The following is an 18,873-nucleotide window of genomic DNA, read 5'->3' as shown; positions in this document are numbered from 1 at the left end:
ACCACTAAATATGTAGTATTTAGTATCAATATCATAGAGAATGGTGGGAAGAAAAAATGCTTGATAAATTTACCCAGCAGGTTTTATTGTCTAGTGAAAAATTTAAAAAAGAAAAAGAATATTGGTTAGACAAGTTATCAGGTGATGTTGAGTTAAGTAGATTTCCTTGTGATTGTCTGTCTTTAAATAATATTCAGGCTTCTAAAGAAAGTTATTATTGTCAATTCCCATCGGATATTGCGAAGAGAGCTGTAGCAATTAGCAATAATTCTGATATGTTACTGTACACGATTTTATTATCAGGTGTGAAATATCTCTTAAGTAGATATACCGATAGGGATGATGTAGTAATTGGAATGCCAGTTTTTAAGCAAAGTCAAGAAGAGACGGTTTTTCAAAACAACTTTTTATTATTACGTACTCAAATAAATCAAGAAGATAATTTCAAAGAAATAATATATAAAATTAAAGAAACAATTTTAGAGTCAAATGAACATTGTCATTTTCCTTTTAATAAACTTACTCAATTATTAAGTCTAGATGGAGAGAGTAATAATCTTCCCGTATTAAATACAATAGTAATGTTAGATGGTATTCATTGTTATGAGAGTACAGATAAAATAAACTCTGATATGGTTATTAGGTTTATGAAAAATGAAGAACAGTTAAAGGTTCAAGTGGATTACAATTCTACTTTATATAGTGAAGGATTAGTTAGTAGAATGATTAATCATTTATATAATATTTTAGATATATTAATGAAAGATCCAAATAAATCTGCAATGGATCTAGATGTAATGTCTAAAACAGAAAAGAATCAAATATTATATGATTTCAATCATACGACTAGAGTTTATAAAACATTACTTTGTGAGACTGTAACAGCTCCTCAATTATTTGAAGAGCAGGTGAAACAAAATCCTAATCAAATAGCGCTTGTATGTAATGAAAAAGAAATTACATATAAGCAATTAAATATAAAAGCTAATCAGTTGGCGAGAAGGTTATTAGACCAGGGAGTTAAAAGAGAATCCATTGTTGGTGTGATGATGGAACGCTCTATTGAGATGATTGTAGGCATATTAGGTATCTTAAAAGCGGGTGGGGCGTATTTACCAATTGATACCGATTTACCAAAACAAAGAGTGGAATACATGCTGACAGACAGTGGGTGTTCACATGTACTAACATATCAAAACTCTATTATAAAGGGAGTAGCATTCCAAGGTAGTGTAATAAATCTAATGGATATTCCTTTTGAAGAAGAACAAGTAGAAGATTTGCAGATAACGATGGAACCTCACAACTTGGCATATGTTATTTATACATCAGGTTCTACAGGCCAGCCCAAAGGGGTAATGATTGAACATCGTTCCTTAACTAATTTTTTGTGTGCAATGTATGAGGACTTCTCTCAAGATATAGGGATAACTGATAATGTTCTATTCTCAAGTAGTATCTCTTTTGATGTTACTATATTTGAAATATTTGTCCCATTGGTATATGGCGCAAGAATGACTATTTATCAAGGTGAGAAGTTTGATGTACCAAAACTTGTACAAGTCATTCTTGAGGAACAGGTCACGTTAGCATATATTCCACCTACTTTATTAAATGAAATATATGATTATTTTGTAAGGGCGAATCAGAAGATATTGTTAAATAAACTTTTCGTGGGAGTAGAACCAATTAAAACAAAATTACTCGCAAAATACGATCATCTATTTGAGGGGAATCTCCAAATATTAAATTTATACGGACCTACAGAGGCTACAGTCTGTTGTACATCTTATCAATATGAGACGGATAAAGAAATTACAACACAAAACGTACCGATAGGTTCGCCATTGTTAAATACTAAAATTTATATATTGGATTCATTTCACAGGATACAACCTATAGGTGTTCCAGGAGAAATATGTATTTCTGGCATAGGGTTAGCTAGGGGATACATCAATCGAAAAGAATTAACAGCAGATAAATTTATTGATCATCCATTTGAACCTGGTGAGAAATTATATAAAACAGGAGATATAGCGAGATGGCTACCTGATGGTAACATAGAATACTTGGGACGAGTTGATCATCAAGTGAAAATAAGGGGATATCGAATAGAACTAGGTGAGATAGAAGCAAGTTTGTTAAAATATGAGACAATCAAAACCGCCGTAGTAATGCAGCGAGAAGATGAAAGTGGAGAAAAGTATTTATGTGCGTATGTAGTTACCGAAAAAGATATTCCTATTCCAGAGGTAAGAGCATATTTAGCAACAAAGTTACCATATTATATGATACCTCAACAGATCATACCCATTCAAAACATACCGTTAACACAAAATGGAAAAATAGATAGAAAAAAATTACCTCAACCTACTTATAATTTAAAATCAAGTCATATAGAGCCGACAAATTCTACAGAAAGAAAATTAGTTGAGATTTGGAAAGAGGTTTTAGGAATTCAAAGGGTAGGAATACAGGATAACTTTTTTGAGATAGGTGGTCATTCATTAAAGGCTGCTAGGCTAATTTCTATTGTTAATAAAGAATTTGATGTGCAATTATCTATTAAAACCCTATTTAAATTTCCTGTTTTGATTGATTTTTCAAAATGTATATTAGAAATGGAAAAAAGTAATTATATTTCCATAGAACCTATAAAACAACAAGAGTATTATTTAGCTTCTACGTCACAAAAGAGAATGTTTATAGTAGATCAATTCGAAGATGGTACAAATACAACTTATAATATGCCCACAATACTTCAAGTAGAAGGGGATATTTGTAAAGATAAGTTTGAAAATATATTTCAATCTTTAATGCAAAGGCATGAAATATTAAGAACTTCTTTTCAAATTTTAGATGGAGAATTAGTGCAGAAAATTGAGCCTAATGTAGAATTCAATATTAAATACGTTCATGTAAATGAAAAAGATGCGGATTATTTAATACATGAGTTTATAAGTCCATTTGATTTATCAAAAGCTCCATTATTAAGAGTGTTGCTTTTAAGGATAGCAGAAGAAAGACATATCCTTGTAGTAGATATGCATCATATAATCTCTGATGGTTTATCAATGGGGATATTAATAAAAGAGTTTGTAGAATTGTATAAAGGAAATGAACTTCCAAAATTGAGAGTGCAGTACAAAGACTATGTGATGTGGCAAAATGGAACTTACTATAAGAATCTAATTAGTGAACAAAAGAATTATTGGTTAACAACTTTAAAAGGAGAACTCCCGGTTTTAAATTTTCCAACCGATTTTCAAAGACCGACTATACAAAGCTTTAAAGGTAAGGTTTGTTCCTTTAATTTGGGAACAGATTTAACTTTTAAAGTAAATAAGCTAGCAACTGAAACTGGTACCACGCCATATATGATTTTATTGGCTATTTATAACATACTTTTATCTAGATACACAGGTCAAGAAGACATTATTGTAGGTTCACCAATTGCTGGAAGGTCTCATTCTGATACTAATCATATGATTGGTATGTTTATTAATACTTTGGTAATGAGAAATTATCTAGAAAATGACGATGAGTTTATTGAGTTTTTGAGTAGATTAAAACTCAATACACTAGAAGCTTATGAAAATCAAGACTATCCTTTTGAAGAACTATTAGAAGATTTAGACTTGCATAGGGATACAAGTAGAAATCCATTATTTGATACCATGTTTGTTTTTCAAAACATGGATATGAATCCAATATCTATTGGTGAATTAGAATTTACACCGTATCAATTTAAGCAGTCAGTTTCAAAATTTGATTTGTCATTAGTAGCAACGGAAATAGATGATAACATTCATTTAAAAGTAGAATATAGTACTAAGTTATTTAAAGCGGAGACAATAGAAAGGTTAATGGTACATTTTACAAATATAGTTCAGGAAGTAACTAATAACCCTAAAATACGATTGTGTAATATTAATATGTTATCTGTAGAAGAAGAACATTGTATAATGAATGAATTTAACAAAAAAGAGAATTCAAATTCTAATCATTTTTTAGTGCATAAAATGTTTGAAGAACAAGTGAAACGGAACCCTAATCAAATAGCGCTTGTATGTAATGAAAGAGGAATTACATATAATGAATTAAATATAAAAGCTAATCGGTTGGCGAGAAGGTTATTAGACCAAGGGGTTAAAAGAGAATCCATTGTTGGAGTGATGATGGAACGCTCCATCGAGATGGTTATAGGTATATTAGGTGTCTTAAAAGCAGGTGGGGCGTATTTACCAATTGATACTGACTTACCAAAACAAAGAGTGGAGTATATGCTTATAGACAGTGGATGTTCACATGTATTAGTACATCAAAACTCTATTATAAAGGAGATAGAATTCCAAGGTAATGTAATAGATCTAATGGATATGTCTTTTGAAGAAGAGCAAGGAGAAGACATGCAAATGATGATAGAACCTCACAACTTAGCGTATGTTATTTATACATCAGGTTCTACAGGACAACCTAAAGGCGTAATGATTGAACATCGTTCCTTAACTAATTTTTTGTGCGCAATGTATGAAGATTTCTCTCAAGATATAGGAATATCTGATAACGTTCTATTCTCTAGTAGCATCTCTTTTGATGTTACCATATTTGAAATATTTGTCCCATTGGTATATGGCGCAAGAATGACTATTTATCAAGGTGAGAAGTTTGATGTACCAAAACTTGTACAAGTCATCCTTGAGGAACAGGTCACGTTATCATATATTCCACCTACTTTATTAAATGAAATATATGATTATTTTGTTAGAGATAACCAGAAGATAGTGTTAAATAAGCTACTTGTAGGAGTAGAACCAATTAAAACAGAATTACTCGCAAAATACGATCATCTATTTAGGGGGAACCTCCAAATATTAAATGGATACGGACCTACAGAGGCTACAGTCTGTTGTACAACTTATCGATATGAGAGTGATAAAGAAATTACAACACAAAACGTACCGATAGGTTCGCCATTGTTAAATACTAAAATTTATATATTGGATTCATTTCGCAGGATACAACCTATAGGTGTTCCAGGAGAAATATGTATTTCTGGCATAGGGTTAGCTAGAGGATACATCAATCGAAAAGAATTAACAGCAGATAAATTTATTGATCATCCATTTGAACCAGGTGAGAAACTATATAAAACAGGAGATATAGCAAGGTGGCTACCTGATGGTAACATTGAATACTTGGGCCGAGTCGATCATCAAGTAAAAATAAGGGGATATCGAATAGAACTAGGTGAGATAGAAGCGAGTTTGTTAAAATATGAGACAATCAAAACCGCCGTAGTAATAGATCAAGAAGATGAAGCTGGAGAAAAGTATTTATGTGCATACGTAGTTACCGAAAAAGATATTCCTATTCCAGAGGTAAGAGCATATTTGGCAACAAAGTTACCACATTATATGATACCTCAACAACTTATACCAATTCACAATATACCATTAACACAAAATGGGAAAATAGATAGAAGTAAGTTACCGAAGCTAAATACACTAAGCAATAGTAATTATGTACCACCAAGAAATGAAATAGATAGTAGTTTAATTGATATTTGGAGTAGTATATTAGGCGTAAATAATATTGGTATAAATGATAATTTCTTTGAATTAGGTGGTCATTCTCTTAAGGGACTAAAGTTATTCGAAAATATCAAGAGAATGTTTAATGTGCAACTGCCATTAAGTTTATTATTTCAAAAGGCTACTATTGAACAATTAAGTGATGTAATAAGTAGGAATAAAGGAATAGACAGTGAGTGTTTAATTCCAATTCAAAATGGAACAAACAAGGATAGTCAATGGTTCATTGTTCATGGGCAAGGCGGGGGTATATTAAACTATTATGATTTGGCTAGAGAATTAGGAGAGGATAAGACTGTATATGGGTTACAATCTATAGGATATGATGATAGTAGATTTCCAAACTTATCTGTAGAGGAAATGGCGGTAAGATATATAGAAGAGATTAAACAAGTAAAAAAAGAAGGGCCATATACCTTATTAGGATGGTCTTTTGGAGGAATAGTTGCATTTGAAATGGCTAGAAAATTAGAAGAACTAGGTGATAAAGTTAGTTTTCTAGGTTTACTTGATGTTCATCCTATTGAACAAGGTAGGGAGATTCTTAGTTTAAATATTAAGAATGCATTTGAAGAATTGGAAAAATTCAATGATCAGTTAGGGATTGAGAAAATTAGTTTTGAACAAATGAGTGAAGAACAATTAATAGAATCTTTACTGAAAAAATTTAAATTGAATGAAAATAGTTTTCAGCAAAATTTTGAAGATCTAATGATGAATAAGTTAAAAGTAATGATAGCTAATAGATATGCATACCTAAAATATAATTGTAAACAAAAAATAAAAGCAGATATCTTTCTATTTAATGCATCTATTAATGACATTCACCCACTAGTAGATTGTAACAGATGGAATGAATATACATCAGGGGAAGTATACGCTATGCAAGTGCCAGGTTCCCATCTGAGTATGTTAGAGAAACAGCATATTCATGAATTGGTAAAGAGTATAAAAAGGAGTTTTAAACAAATGCTCTTATTAGCACATGTAAATAAGTGAAATATTATTTAAAATTGTACACTATTAATTTTCTAAAAGTCTCATAAATTCGTGTATAACATATTATGAGGCTTTTTTCTTTGAGCCTATTCAATAATAAACATAAAGAGGTTAGAAAATGAATGGGAATTATTCATTGTGAGTTTTTTGTATCTATATAAGGGATTAGGTGGTAAGGATATAATGAATATATATAAGGTACGTGTGCCAGGAAATATAGAACATGATATTATGCAGAAGCTTATACGTTTGGTCTCGAAAGAAAAGCAGATGAAAATACAGAAATATAAAAGAAAGCCCGATCAATATAGCGCCTTAATTGGAGACATTTTAATAAGATATTTAATTACTACAAACTTCTCAAAAGAAAATAAAGATATTAAATATGAATACAATGAGTACGGAAAGCCTTATGTTGATGAGTTAAATAATTTTCATTTTAATATATCACATTCCGAAAGTTGGGTTGTTGGAGCTATTCATGAGGAAGAAGTAGGAATAGATGTAGAAAAAGTCCGGCCCATAGATACTACAATGATTAAAAATATATTTACTGAGGAAGAATTTAATTATTTAAATTCATTAAATGTAGAACAACAATTAGATGTGTTTTATGAATTATGGACTATAAAAGAAAGCTTTGTTAAATGGATGGGGAAAGGACTAACTATACCTTTAAACTCTTTTGTTATTAATAAAAATACAATATTTTATGGTGACATGCTATCTAATGAGGTTTATTATAAAAAGTTTACTATTGGTAAAGATTATAAGCTTTCTTGTTGTGCTTCTTTAGATAGTTTTCCAGAATCAATAATTGAAATTGATTTTGTTGATTTGTGTTATTATTTTATCGAAAATAAAGACTTCTACTTAGTTTAAAATGGCTCGTGTTCCCATAGTTGAAGGAATTTTTTAGAAAATAAAATCAGAAAATTACATAAAATATTCGTAGGAATTTTAGGGTATTATAGAAAAGCGTCATTTTAATTTTGAAATGACGCTTTTCATTTACTTATGTCGATTCACGAATAATTAAGGTTGCTGGATATTCGATAATTTTACGCTTAATAGATTCCTTTTCATTTATATATAGTAGTATCTCACTAACAGTTCGTTTACTTAGCTCAACGATTGGAATATCAATTGTACTAATTGTTGGAGTTGTAACTGTGCAAATTAATTGATTATCATAACCGCAAACGGCAAGGTCAGTAGGGATAGTATATCCTTTTAAAGAAGCACCTTTAATTACTCCAGCAGCAACTTGATCATTTCCAGTAAAGAGCGCAGTGGGTCTATTTTTTAATTTATCTAATCTCTCAAAGATTCGAATTCCATCTTTAATAGTAATTGCATCTCCAAATAACCAACTTTTTTTGTATGATAATTGTTGTTCTTTTAATGCACGCAGGTATCCTTGTTTGCGTTTTAATTGTGCTTGACTATTAAGGGAATCAAAACAAAAGCCAATCTTTTTATGTCCTTTACTTATTAAATGTTTTACAGCTTTGTATCCGGCTTCAAATTCATCATAGCAAATTATCGGGATAGGCGCATTTTCCTCATATTCATTACAAAGTAATATTGGGCCATATGCTAAATAATGCTCTATATTTTCCCAATCATTTTCTAAGGATGCGAGAATAACACCATCTACCGCTTTATTCTTTAGTAATGAAAGCAATTCAAGCTCAATTTTTTTTTCATAAAAAGTCTGATAAATCAGTAATTTGTAATTGTGTTTTAGAAGTTCTTTAGAAATTTCTCTAGCTAATTTTCCGAAAAAAGGATGATCTATATTTGGGATCGATAGAGCGATGGTTTGTGTCTTGTTCACCCTAAGATTTCTGGCGATAGAACTAGGAGTATAGTTTAATTCTTTCATTATTTGTATTATTTTCTCACGTTTTTCTGGATTTACATAAGGATGATTATTTAAAACTCTTGAAACTGTAGCATTTGAAACATTGCATAATTTAGCTATTTCATTAATTGTTACCATAAAGAATCCCTCCGAAAAAAAAGTGTTGACATGTAATCGATAACATAAAATATAGTCTACTCATGATTTTCAAAATAATTTCTTAGAGGTGATTTTACGTGAAAACTCTTACTACAATTTCTGGCCATAGCAAAGACAATTTAGCTTTATTAAAGTGCCTGCAGGGAGAAACGAAAGAGAAAGAATTTGAAATTAGTAATGTATTACCGAATCACAAAATGAAAGAGAAATTATTTAGAGAAAATAAATTGAAAATAGATATTGATATAGAGAAAGATATTTTCAATTATAGCAGAAAAAATATACAGAAAATAGAATTTATGCCAGTTAATCGGTTGATTTCTCAAAGTGAAATTGACGGAATAATAGGAACTTTAAAAGAGGTTTTACCGACAGGTCAATTCACAAGTGGACCATTTTCTAAAAAATTAGAAGAAGTAATTGGGGACTATTTAAACAAGAAGTATGTAATTGCAACAAGTAGTGGAACAGACGCACTTATGGTGTCTTTGTTATCTATTGGTATTCAGCCAGGCGATGAAGTAATTATGCCAGCTAATAGTTTTGCTGCTACTGAAAATGCAGTATTAGCAATTGGAGCAAAACCGGTATTTATAGATATTGATCACAAGAGTTATTGTATTGATCCACTTAAAATAGAAGAAGCAATAACCCAAAAAACAAAATGTATTTTACCTGTTCATTTGTATGGTAAACAATGTGATATGAAAAGAATACGTGAAATTGCAGATGTTTATCAGTTAAGAATTATTGAAGATGCATGTCAGGCTATTGGTTCCTCAGAACTTGGAGAATATGGTGATATTATTATTCTGAGTTTTAATCCATATAAAAACTTTGGTGTATGTGGTAAGGCGGGTGCAATAGTTACTAATAATGAAAATCTTGCAACTCGTTGCAATCAATATAGTTATCATGGATTTGAAGTTGATAAAAAAAATAAAAAGGTATTAGATTTTGGCTTTAATTCTAAAATTGATAACCTTCAAGCAGCTATTGGTTTAGAGAGAATTAAGTTCCTATCGTATAACAATTTAAAGAGAGTATTTTTGGCTCAACGATATATACGTAATTTAAAAGAATTAGAGGATAGAGAATTAATAAAGCTACCTAGGATGACAGAAGATAATGTTTGGCATCTTTTTCCGATTAGAATTATAAATGGAAGAAGAGATGAGGTGAAAAATAAATTGTACCAGTTGTATAACATTGAAACAGATATTTATTATCCAGTATTATCTCATAAACATAATACTAAGCTGGTAAAGGAAAAATATATGCAGGATACTTTAATAAACACAGAGCAAGTTCATAAGGAAATATTACATTTACCTTTACATCCAAATATGTTGTTAGAGGAACAAAATTTTGTTTTGGAGGGATTAATTAATGTCAATAAGTAATGAAGTTTTAAAGTCTTTAGTTTTTGAAAGGTTACCACAGGTTAAAAATCCTAAATATATAGTGTTCTGTGATTTTGACGAAACTTATTACCCTCATAATATGGATAATTATGGAAGAAGTAATATGAAATTATTAGAAAAATACTTGTATGAACACGCAAGTAAAGGAGATTTGGTCATTGGTTGGGTAACTGGAAGTAGTTTAGAATCAATTGTTGAGAAAATGAAAAAAGGTGGTATTAAATATTTCCCTCATTTTGTGGCGAGTGGATTAGGTACGGAAATAACGTACTTTGATAGTAATGGGACTACTACGGATGATCAAGTTTGGGAAGAGAGAATAGTAGAGGGAGGTTTTGATTCTGCGAAAATTAAAAGAATTATCGAATTGCTTGAAACAAAATATGAAATTTTTTTAAGACCTCAGACACAATTAGGAAGTTCTAAGTACAAATTTAATTTTTATTATGAAGAGCAAAATGAAGCTATTGATTCAAACAATTTAGAACAGATAGAAGAAATCGGGAAGTTATACAAAGTGGGGGTAAATATTAACAAATGTAATCCATTAGCTGGTGATCCAGAAAATTGCTATGATGTAGATTTTATTCCACTTGGAACAGGTAAAGATGAAATTGTGAAATTTATGTTAGATAAGTACAAACTAGATAAAGCAAATGCAATTGCTTTTGGAGATAGTGGAAATGATTTAAGGATGTTACAAGCTGTAAGACATGGTTACTTAGTAGAAAATGCAACGGAAGAGGCTAAACACACACACGCAATGCTAGCTCAAGGTGAATACTCAATTGGAATTTTAAATACTCTAAAGCACATTATTAATTAAAGGGGATGTTCATATAATGAATATTGGAATTATAGGTGCAGGTAGTATTGCAAAAGCTCATTCTAGGGCATTATCAACAATTGATAATTGTAAATTAGTTGGAGTATATGATGTTAATTACAAGAATGCTCGAGAGTTAGTAGAAGATTATGATGGGGAAGTTTTTAATAGTTATGAAGAGTTACTTGAAGTTGTTGATGGGATAATAATATCTTCCCCTAATTTTTGTCATAAGTCTCAAGCTGTTCAAGCGTTATTAAAAAACAAACATGTTTTAGTTGAAAAACCAATGGCAATTTCTTGTGAAGAAGCAAAATATATGATGAAAATAGCAAAGGATACTAATGTAGTTGCTGCAATGGGGTTTAACTATCGTTACTTGTCCTATATTAAGGCTTTGAAGAGCTTAATTCAAAATGGGGAATTAGGAGAGGTAGTAGTAATAAGGCTACATTTTAAAAAGAATAGCGCTTTTCGAAGAACTTTGTTTACTTGGCGGGATGACAATCAAAGTAATAAAACTAGTGGGGCATTGGGGGATTTAGGCATTCATTTAATAGATTTACTTTGGTTTTTATTTGAAAGTGATTTTAGAGAGGATACTGTTCGAACTAAAATTAAAACAAATGTTAAAGAAAAAGAAAAACAAAAAGTATTTGTAGATGATTATGCAGAGGTTTATGGTCAATTAACCAATAAAGTATTTGTTAATATTACAACGTCTAAAAGTTCATTCCCTGAAGATTGTGGCTTTAGTATTGAGGTAATAGGTACTAAAAAAGAATACAAGTATTCTTCTAAAGAACCTAATAAATATATAACTTTTGATGGGTTGGAAAAACAAGAAATCTTTTTACCTTTACCGTTATTAGTTGATCCGGAAAACGAGATTTTTGAATGGGCGGATTCTTTTAGAAAGGAAATTATAAGCTGGGTTAATGCAGCAGAAGGTAGTTCTAAAAAATCGATTGCAACATTTGAAGATGGACTACGTTCACAAATTATATTAGATTTATTCTTCAATAAAAACAAACGTAACAAAGAACTATCTGTAACAACTATTTAGTTTTATTGTAAAAAGAGGGATTTATAATTTGTAACATAAATCCCTTTTTCTTTTGAATTGGAGCTGATAAAAAGTGCGGTTAATATTTTATTTTGGGTGCTTGTTCTATTTTATTGTAGGAGTAATACATGTTTGTATGGGCAGTTTAATTCCTTCGTTACTACAATATTATGAAAGAACACCTGATCAACTAGGAATATTAATATTTTTTCAATTTACTGGATTTTTATTTGGTGTTCTTAGTTCGCCTGTTTTAGTAAAAAAGTATCATTATTTTAAAACTCTAACATTTGGGATATTAGCAATGTTAGTAGTTTTAGGAGGTTTTTTATTTGTTAAAGAATGGGCATATTTAGCAGTAATTGCATTTGGATTGGGGTATGGAGCAGGTTTGTTAGAAACTACTATGGGTTCCTTTGTTATTTCAGCAGAACAGAATAGTGCTGCTAAATTCAGCATTCTTGAAGTATGGTTTGGGATTGGAGCACTTGGGTTTCCTTTATTAGTAAATTATTTTATAAAATTTTATGCATGGTATTTCATTTTATATGGAATCTTGCTATTTCTTATCTTCACACTATTGGTTTGGTACTTGCTTGGGAGTAGTCGATTTAATAGTCTCTCTCCTCAAAAGAATGAAAAGGAAATATCACTATCTCCATTAACTGTTAGCTTTAAAAATGGAAAAGTAAAAATTATATTATTTATATCACTTTTTGCATTCTTATATGCAGGTATAGAAACCAATCTTGCAAATTTTTTATCTACAATTATGATTCTTACTAATAATGAATTAATTAGTTCAATAAGTATATCTTGTTTCTGGCTAGCAATAGTTATCGGAAGGATTTTTGTAGGTAAATTTGTTCATAAGTTTAATTACTGGATATATATTTCATCTAGTTGCTTCACATTAGTAATTCTCTTATTTCTATTCCCCTTTGTTCGTGGTACAGGTATGTATTTATCTGTAATCTTCATTATTGGTTTAGTCATAGCTGGCATTTTTCCGATAACACTTATTTTAGCTTCCCGTATTATGGAAAATAATATTGATGAAGTGACTAGTTTATTCATTGCATCGGCAAGTTTGGGAGGAGCTCTAGTTTCCTTTCTAATTAGTTGGAGCTTATCATTAAATACTATAAATATTACCTTTGGGATATTTTCATTTTTTGCTTTTATTCTTGGTTGCATTATTTTAAAGATGAGGAAAATCTCCAATTATAGTAATAAAGATGTTAAAAAAATAGAAAGCATGAAATCTTTATAGAAAATATTTTTATGTATAGAATGTGTAAAAAAAGAAAATTATAGTATGAATTGACAGAAAATTGATAAAAGAATTGAGAAAGCTGAAAATTCAGTATTTTAAGTATATTTTTAGTGTTTTAGTGTGTAATATATTCAGCAGAGCTATATCATAAAAAATAGGAATATAGACTAACAATAGAATTATATTTAAGTATTTATGAGTAAAAATAGTATTCGAGTTCATATAGGCTATATATCAACTGCTTTACATTAGTTTAAAAACAAATATAGAAAAGTGTGGTAATGGATCCACATGAATTATATTTGCAATCTATTATTTTTTACCTTAGCTGTTTAATAGTTTGTATTTACATGCATATGTAAATACATTTTTGTTACATGCAATTATTCAAAAGGGAGGTAATATAATAATGGCTATTCGAAAACATTTAATTACTCTTGAGGATCTTACTGATAGTGATATTAACCAAATTGTAACTCGTGGGGTAGAGTTTGCCACAGGTAAATCGCAACCTAATCAAATATTAGCGGGAAATATAATTGGGATTTACTTCCGTAAAACATCAACTAGAACTCGATCGGCATTTTCTGTTGCAGCATTAAAGATGGGTGCACAAATTGTAACGTATGGTCCAAATGATTTGCAAGAAAATACAGGGGAGTCTATAGAAGACACTACTCAAGTACTTTCGCGAATGCTGGATGGACTAGTAGCAAGAACTGCAGATAGTCAAAAGGAAATGGAAAAACTGGCATCTCAAAGTCGTATGTCAGTCATTAATGCAATGAGTGCGGAAGAACATCCAACACAAGCGCTAACAGACCTAACAACAATGAAACAAAAATTTGGTGAAATAGCTGGATTACGGGTTTTATATATGGGAGAAGGTAATAACAGTGCAGCAGCTCTAGCTCTTTCTTTATCTCGTTTTCCAGGTACGGAGTTATATCTTTTTACACCTGCTGGTTATGGAGTGTCTCCAAGTGTGCTTGAAAAATCAAAAGAATATGCACGATTTTCTGGTGCTAAAGTTATAGAATGTCATGATATAAAAATGTTACCTAGTGAAGTGGATGTTGTATATACAACAAGGTGGCAAACAACAGGGACAAGCAAAATAGATCCTTTATGGAAAGATGCATTTAATCCATTTGCAGTGACAGAGAAAATTTTGACTTTATATCCGGAAGCTACTTTTATGCATGACCTTCCAGCACACCGAGGTGAAGAAGTAGCAGCAACAGTTATTGATGGACCGAAAAGTATTGTATTTACCCAGGCCGAAAATAAGTTAAATAGTGCTATGGCAGTACTTGAATGGTGCTTAGCTTATCGATACTAAAGAATCTAGCATTTATTGTCTTTCAGGTATAAGTTCTATTAGAGGTACATTCGAAAGAACATTTAAAGTAAATCTGAATATAAGTTATTTAAAGATGATTTATATTCGAATTTAAAAATGTTTATCTTTAATTATTTTTTTTAGATTTTAACCAAGAAAGGAAGCAAATTATGCTCAAGAAATTAGAGAGTTTAGAAAGGGTAATTGGCAACACACCTATGATTAAATTAGAGCATGAAAAGATTAATCTGTATGCAAAACTAGAATATTACAATTTAATGAATAGTGTTAAAGTACGTGCTGCTTACCATATTTTAAAGTCAGCAATAAATCGCGGTGAAGTGACTGAAAATTCTACAATTATCGAATCTTCATCTGGTAACTTTGCGGTTGCTCTTGCTACTCTTTGTAGGTATATTGGTCTGAAATTCATACCAGTTATTGATCCAAATATTAATGATAGTTATGTGAATTTTTTGAGGGCAACTTCCTATCAAGTAGCTAAAGTGGATGAACGAGATGAAACAGGTGGCTATTTATTAACCCGTTTAAATAAGGTGAAAGAACTTTTAAATACTATTCCTAATGCATACTGGACAAATCAATATAATAATGCCGATAACTTTGAAGCTCATTATCAAGGAATTGGTGGAGAAATATCTAATGATTTTAAACAGTTAGATTATGCCTTCTTTGGAGTGAGTACTGGAGGAACTATCGCTGGAGTATCTACACGATTAAAAGAAAAATTCCCTAATATTAAAATTATTGCGGTAGACAGTCAAGGATCCATTATTTTTGGTGATAAGCCTCGTAAACGATACATACCAGGAATTGGTGCCAGTATGATACCTGGAATGGTTAAAAAAGCAGTGATTGATGATGTAATTATTGTACCGGAGATTCATACTGTTGCAGGTTGTTATGAGCTATTTAATAAACATGCAATATTTGCCGGTGGATCATCAGGGACTTCATATTATGCAATCCAAAAGTATTTTGAAAATAGAGATGTTCAAAATACCCCTAATGTTGTTTTCTTATGTCCTGATAATGGTCAAGCTTACACATCTACTATTTACAATGTAGAATGGGTAGAATGGCTTAATACACAAAAATCAGTAGAAGATCAATTAGTTTCTTTATAAAAATGATATAGAAATGAGGAAGCAATTATGATGTATTTAAATACTAAACATATCAATGAAATGGGTGTTAATTGGGAAGAAACAATAAATGTCATTTCAAAGGCAGTAAAAAGTCTTGATTCAGAAGATTTTTCTCAGCCAATTAAGCCATACTTACGTTTCGATGATCCGGCTAATAGAATTATTGCTATGCCAGCTTATATTGGAGGAGAATTTAAGGTTTCAGGAATCAAATGGATAGCTAGTTTTCCGAAGAATATTGAGAAAGGTATTCAACGTGCTCATTCAGTTACTATATTAAATGATGCTATGACTGGAAAACCATTTGCGACACTTAATACAGCAATGATCAGTGTAATACGAACAGCTTCTGTTACAGGGTTAATGATTCGAGAGTTTGCCAAGTTAAGAGATTTAAATAATGTTAAAGTTGGAATTATTGGATTTGGACCTATTGGTCAGATGCATTTAAAGATGGTAACTGCCCTATTAGGCGATAAAATCGAAAGTGTTTACTTATATGATATCAATGGAATTAAAGACGAATTAATTCCTGAGGAAATTTATTCTAAAACTCAAAAGGTTAATGCATATGAAGAAGCCTATAATGATGCTGATATTTTTATTACTTGTACTGTTTCTGCAGAAGGTTATATTGATAAGAAACCTAAAGATGGGGCGCTACTACTCAATGTTTCTCTTCGTGATTTTAAGCCTGATATCTTAGAATATACAAAATCACTAGTTGTTGATAATTGGGAAGAAGTCTGTCGTGAAAAAACTGATGTTGAAAGGATGCACCTTGAAAGAGGTTTACAAAAAGAAGATACAGTATCAATTGCTGACGTTGTAATCCGAGGAGCACTGCAAAACTTCCCTTATGACAAAGCAATATTATTTAATCCAATGGGTATGGCCATATTTGATGTAGCCATTGCTGCTTATTACTATCAAAGGGCTAGGGAAAATGAAATTGGTGTTTTATTAGAAGACTAGTAAAATTATTAAAACGCGGTTTGAAATAATTGTTTAATAGCTGCTAAATATCGGTAAACACGACTAATCATTATAGAAAATTAGTTATTTGATAAGCTTAGAATTTATGTAATTATTTGAGGAGCTGTTTTTATGAGTGAAATTATTTCGGCCTTAGATCTCTTACATCCCAAGCAAATTCGCTTTCATGAATCATATGAACACAAAAGATTGGAACAAATTTGTCGTGTAATGGAAAGCGAAGGTGTTTTACGGAATCCTCCCTTAGTATCTGAGCTTAGTGATGGTAATTATCTGTTACTTGATGGTGCCCATCGTATGAAGGCTATGATGGCATTAGGTTGTAAACGCGTTGCTGTACAGGTAGTACCTGATGAAAAAATAAAAATTCGTGCTTGGAATCATTTATTACCAATGGGGGAATGGGTAAATAATTTAAAGAAAGAACCTACAATAATTTGGTCAGGTAAGATTATTGCTAATAAACGTTTGCTTGCAAAAATTACAGAAGCAAATAAACAAGAACATTTTTTATATGCAAGGGATTTAAATAGCGATTTATTTAACCATTTAGAGATATGGCATCGTATTGTCGGCTTATATCAACATGAGTATACGGTACGCCGTCATTCAAATGATACTGAGGTCTGGCCTCATTCAAATGAAATATTGATGAGTTATCCAGAATACTCGTTGATGGAACTGAAAAAGGTAATTGAAGCAAAGTTTTTAATGCCAGCGGGAGTTACTCGTACGACGCTTAGTGGTCGGTTATTGAATTTACGTATACCACTTCATATATTGCGTACGGAAGTATATCCTGCTGGTGAATGGGAAACGTTATGTGGAAATTGGTCAAAATGTTTACGCCTTTATGACGAGCCAATATATGTTTATGATGCTTAATATATATTTTTTACTAGCTTATTTATAAAAAGGTTTATTGTATATGAGTTATTAACTTTGAAATATTTAATTATATTATAAAAGTTTTTTAACTAGCACTTAAGACTAATCTAAGAGAGGTTTGTTATTGAATGGGGGTAAATATTACAAAAAAGGACAAAGTGGAGATTTCTAAAAAATTAAAAGTTTTTTTGGCTGATCAATATTCACTTGAATTAGGCGATTACATAAGCTTTGAGATACTTGAATTTATAATAAAGGAACTAAATCCACATTTTAATCAAGCTACAAAGAATAGATTGGAAATTCTGTTAAAGAATATAGAGAAAGAGATATATGGTGAATTAGTCTCACACCGAAATAACAAAGCATAGAGGTTATTGTATGTGTTTAAATGTAGAATAGTTTGAACTTATAACTAAATAATGTGTTGCTATTAATTTGGTAGAATTGCGAGGATCAAGAAAAGTGATGATATACAATTTTTAGAAGAGATGGAATTGTGAAGTGAATATACTTGCAATTTCATCTTTTTGTTTTTAACACGCTTTTTGCAATTCAAGATTGATACTAGATCCTTGCAAAGACTTTTAGGCAGCGTAAATTCTGTAAGAGAATTTAAATGTATTAAAGTTATTTCATGATTAAAATTTTTTGGCGAAGCCTTATACAATTAAAAAAAGAGTTGATTATCCTATTTTATGGTAAAATATTCTTAAGGTTTATCTTCTATAAATCTAATTTTTTTACAAGTTTAATTGCCATTCTTAATCGTTATTCAGGTATTAGAAGAATTATTTAAATTAATAATCAGCATTGATTATAATAAAATTATAAAAATATCAGCTGGGAAAATAGCTCTTAAATTTTAACGATATAATAAGTAAGTCTCTTTTTATTATATTAATATAGTTAAATATCCTATTATTTTATTTTTTGTAAATATATCTTTTTTTTATTAATATTTAATGGTATATTATTTTAAGACAATGTTGTGGTAAATTATTGAATTTATAACATCATTTTCAAAAAAATAAAAAGGTAGGTATCGAAATGGAAACTGAAAAATATTTACAAGTCGTAGAAGATGAAGAGATTGAACAATTAGTTGGTGGTGTAGGACCTGGTTGGATTGCAACGTTAACTAAAGATTGTCCTGCGAATAAACCTTATGCATGCATCACAATTGCGGGACAAACAATCTGTAAAAAATGCCGCTAATAGTTAAAGAGAGTAAGGCGGAAGGCCTTACTCTCTTTAATGATAATGA

The 18,873-nt window shown here is 30.6% G+C and carries 13 protein-coding genes; 12 read left to right on the top strand and 1 reads right to left on the bottom strand.

Translation table 11 applies throughout. From position 1 onward, the window contains the following. The first annotated feature begins 56 nt into the window (after positions 1–56). Entirely contained in the window at positions 57–6,593 is a 6,537-nt protein-coding gene (locus MR167_RS01960; RefSeq protein WP_242313782.1) for an amino acid adenylation domain-containing protein, read from the top strand. 183 nt (positions 6,594–6,776) lie between these two features. After that, complete coding sequence (locus MR167_RS01955) at positions 6,777–7,475, top strand: 4'-phosphopantetheinyl transferase family protein (RefSeq protein WP_086398253.1); 699 nt, start codon at positions 6,777–6,779, stop codon at positions 7,473–7,475. 133 nt (positions 7,476–7,608) lie between these two features. On the opposite strand, the gene MR167_RS01950 is transcribed toward MR167_RS01955, so the two are convergent. Beyond that, entirely contained in the window at positions 7,609–8,598 is a 990-nt protein-coding gene (locus MR167_RS01950; protein ID WP_000256367.1) for a LacI family DNA-binding transcriptional regulator, read from the bottom strand. Between the two features lie 98 nt (positions 8,599–8,696). On the opposite strand from MR167_RS01950, the gene MR167_RS01945 reads away from it, so the two are divergent. The 10 genes from MR167_RS01945 (at position 8,697) to MR167_RS01900 (ending at position 18,824) form a co-directional block, all read left to right on the top strand. Beyond that, positions 8,697–10,022, top strand: coding sequence for a DegT/DnrJ/EryC1/StrS aminotransferase family protein (locus MR167_RS01945; RefSeq protein WP_137075294.1), 1,326 nt, complete (start codon positions 8,697–8,699; stop codon positions 10,020–10,022). Then, positions 10,009–10,869, top strand: a complete 861-nt coding sequence (locus MR167_RS01940; RefSeq protein WP_000028135.1) for an HAD-IIB family hydrolase — start codon at positions 10,009–10,011, stop codon at positions 10,867–10,869. Before MR167_RS01945 ends, MR167_RS01940 begins: the two co-directional genes overlap by 14 nt. A gap of 16 nt (positions 10,870–10,885) precedes the next feature. Beyond that, on the top strand, positions 10,886–11,935 hold the full coding sequence (locus tag MR167_RS01935; RefSeq protein WP_136983362.1) for a Gfo/Idh/MocA family protein: 1,050 nt from the start codon (positions 10,886–10,888) through the stop codon (positions 11,933–11,935). A gap of 73 nt (positions 11,936–12,008) precedes the next feature. Next, the gene (locus tag MR167_RS01930) at positions 12,009–13,208 is read left to right on the top strand and encodes an MFS transporter (protein WP_033690382.1); all 1,200 of its coding nucleotides are present in this window, start codon (positions 12,009–12,011) and stop codon (positions 13,206–13,208) included. Positions 13,209–13,620: 412 nt separating this feature from the next. Then, positions 13,621–14,553, top strand: coding sequence for an ornithine carbamoyltransferase (locus tag MR167_RS01925; RefSeq protein ID WP_086398256.1), 933 nt, complete (start codon positions 13,621–13,623; stop codon positions 14,551–14,553). A gap of 170 nt (positions 14,554–14,723) precedes the next feature. Then, entirely contained in the window at positions 14,724–15,701 is a 978-nt protein-coding gene (gene sbnA / locus MR167_RS01920; protein WP_242313780.1) for a 2,3-diaminopropionate biosynthesis protein SbnA, read from the top strand. Between the two features lie 27 nt (positions 15,702–15,728). Next, complete coding sequence (gene sbnB, locus MR167_RS01915; protein ID WP_086398258.1) at positions 15,729–16,697, top strand: 2,3-diaminopropionate biosynthesis protein SbnB; 969 nt, start codon at positions 15,729–15,731, stop codon at positions 16,695–16,697. 132 nt (positions 16,698–16,829) lie between these two features. After that, positions 16,830–17,603, top strand: a complete 774-nt coding sequence (locus MR167_RS01910; RefSeq protein WP_001289605.1) for a ParB N-terminal domain-containing protein — start codon at positions 16,830–16,832, stop codon at positions 17,601–17,603. Between the two features lie 131 nt (positions 17,604–17,734). Next, a complete protein-coding gene (locus tag MR167_RS01905; protein ID WP_242313778.1) occupies positions 17,735–17,977 on the top strand; it encodes a DUF2164 family protein in 243 nt (80 codons plus the stop codon). Positions 17,978–18,656: 679 nt separating this feature from the next. Beyond that, positions 18,657–18,824 carry a type A2 lanthipeptide gene (locus MR167_RS01900; RefSeq protein WP_000447116.1) on the top strand — a complete coding sequence of 56 codons (168 nt, stop codon included), beginning with the start codon at positions 18,657–18,659 and terminating at the stop codon, positions 18,822–18,824. Positions 18,825–18,873 lie beyond the last annotated feature (49 nt).

The sequence above is a fragment of the Bacillus cereus group sp. BfR-BA-01355 genome (assembly GCF_022663675.1).
Classification (GTDB): Bacteria; Bacillota; Bacilli; order Bacillales; family Bacillaceae_G; genus Bacillus_A; species Bacillus_A thuringiensis_S.
This window is presented reverse-complemented; position numbering and strand designations above follow the sequence as displayed.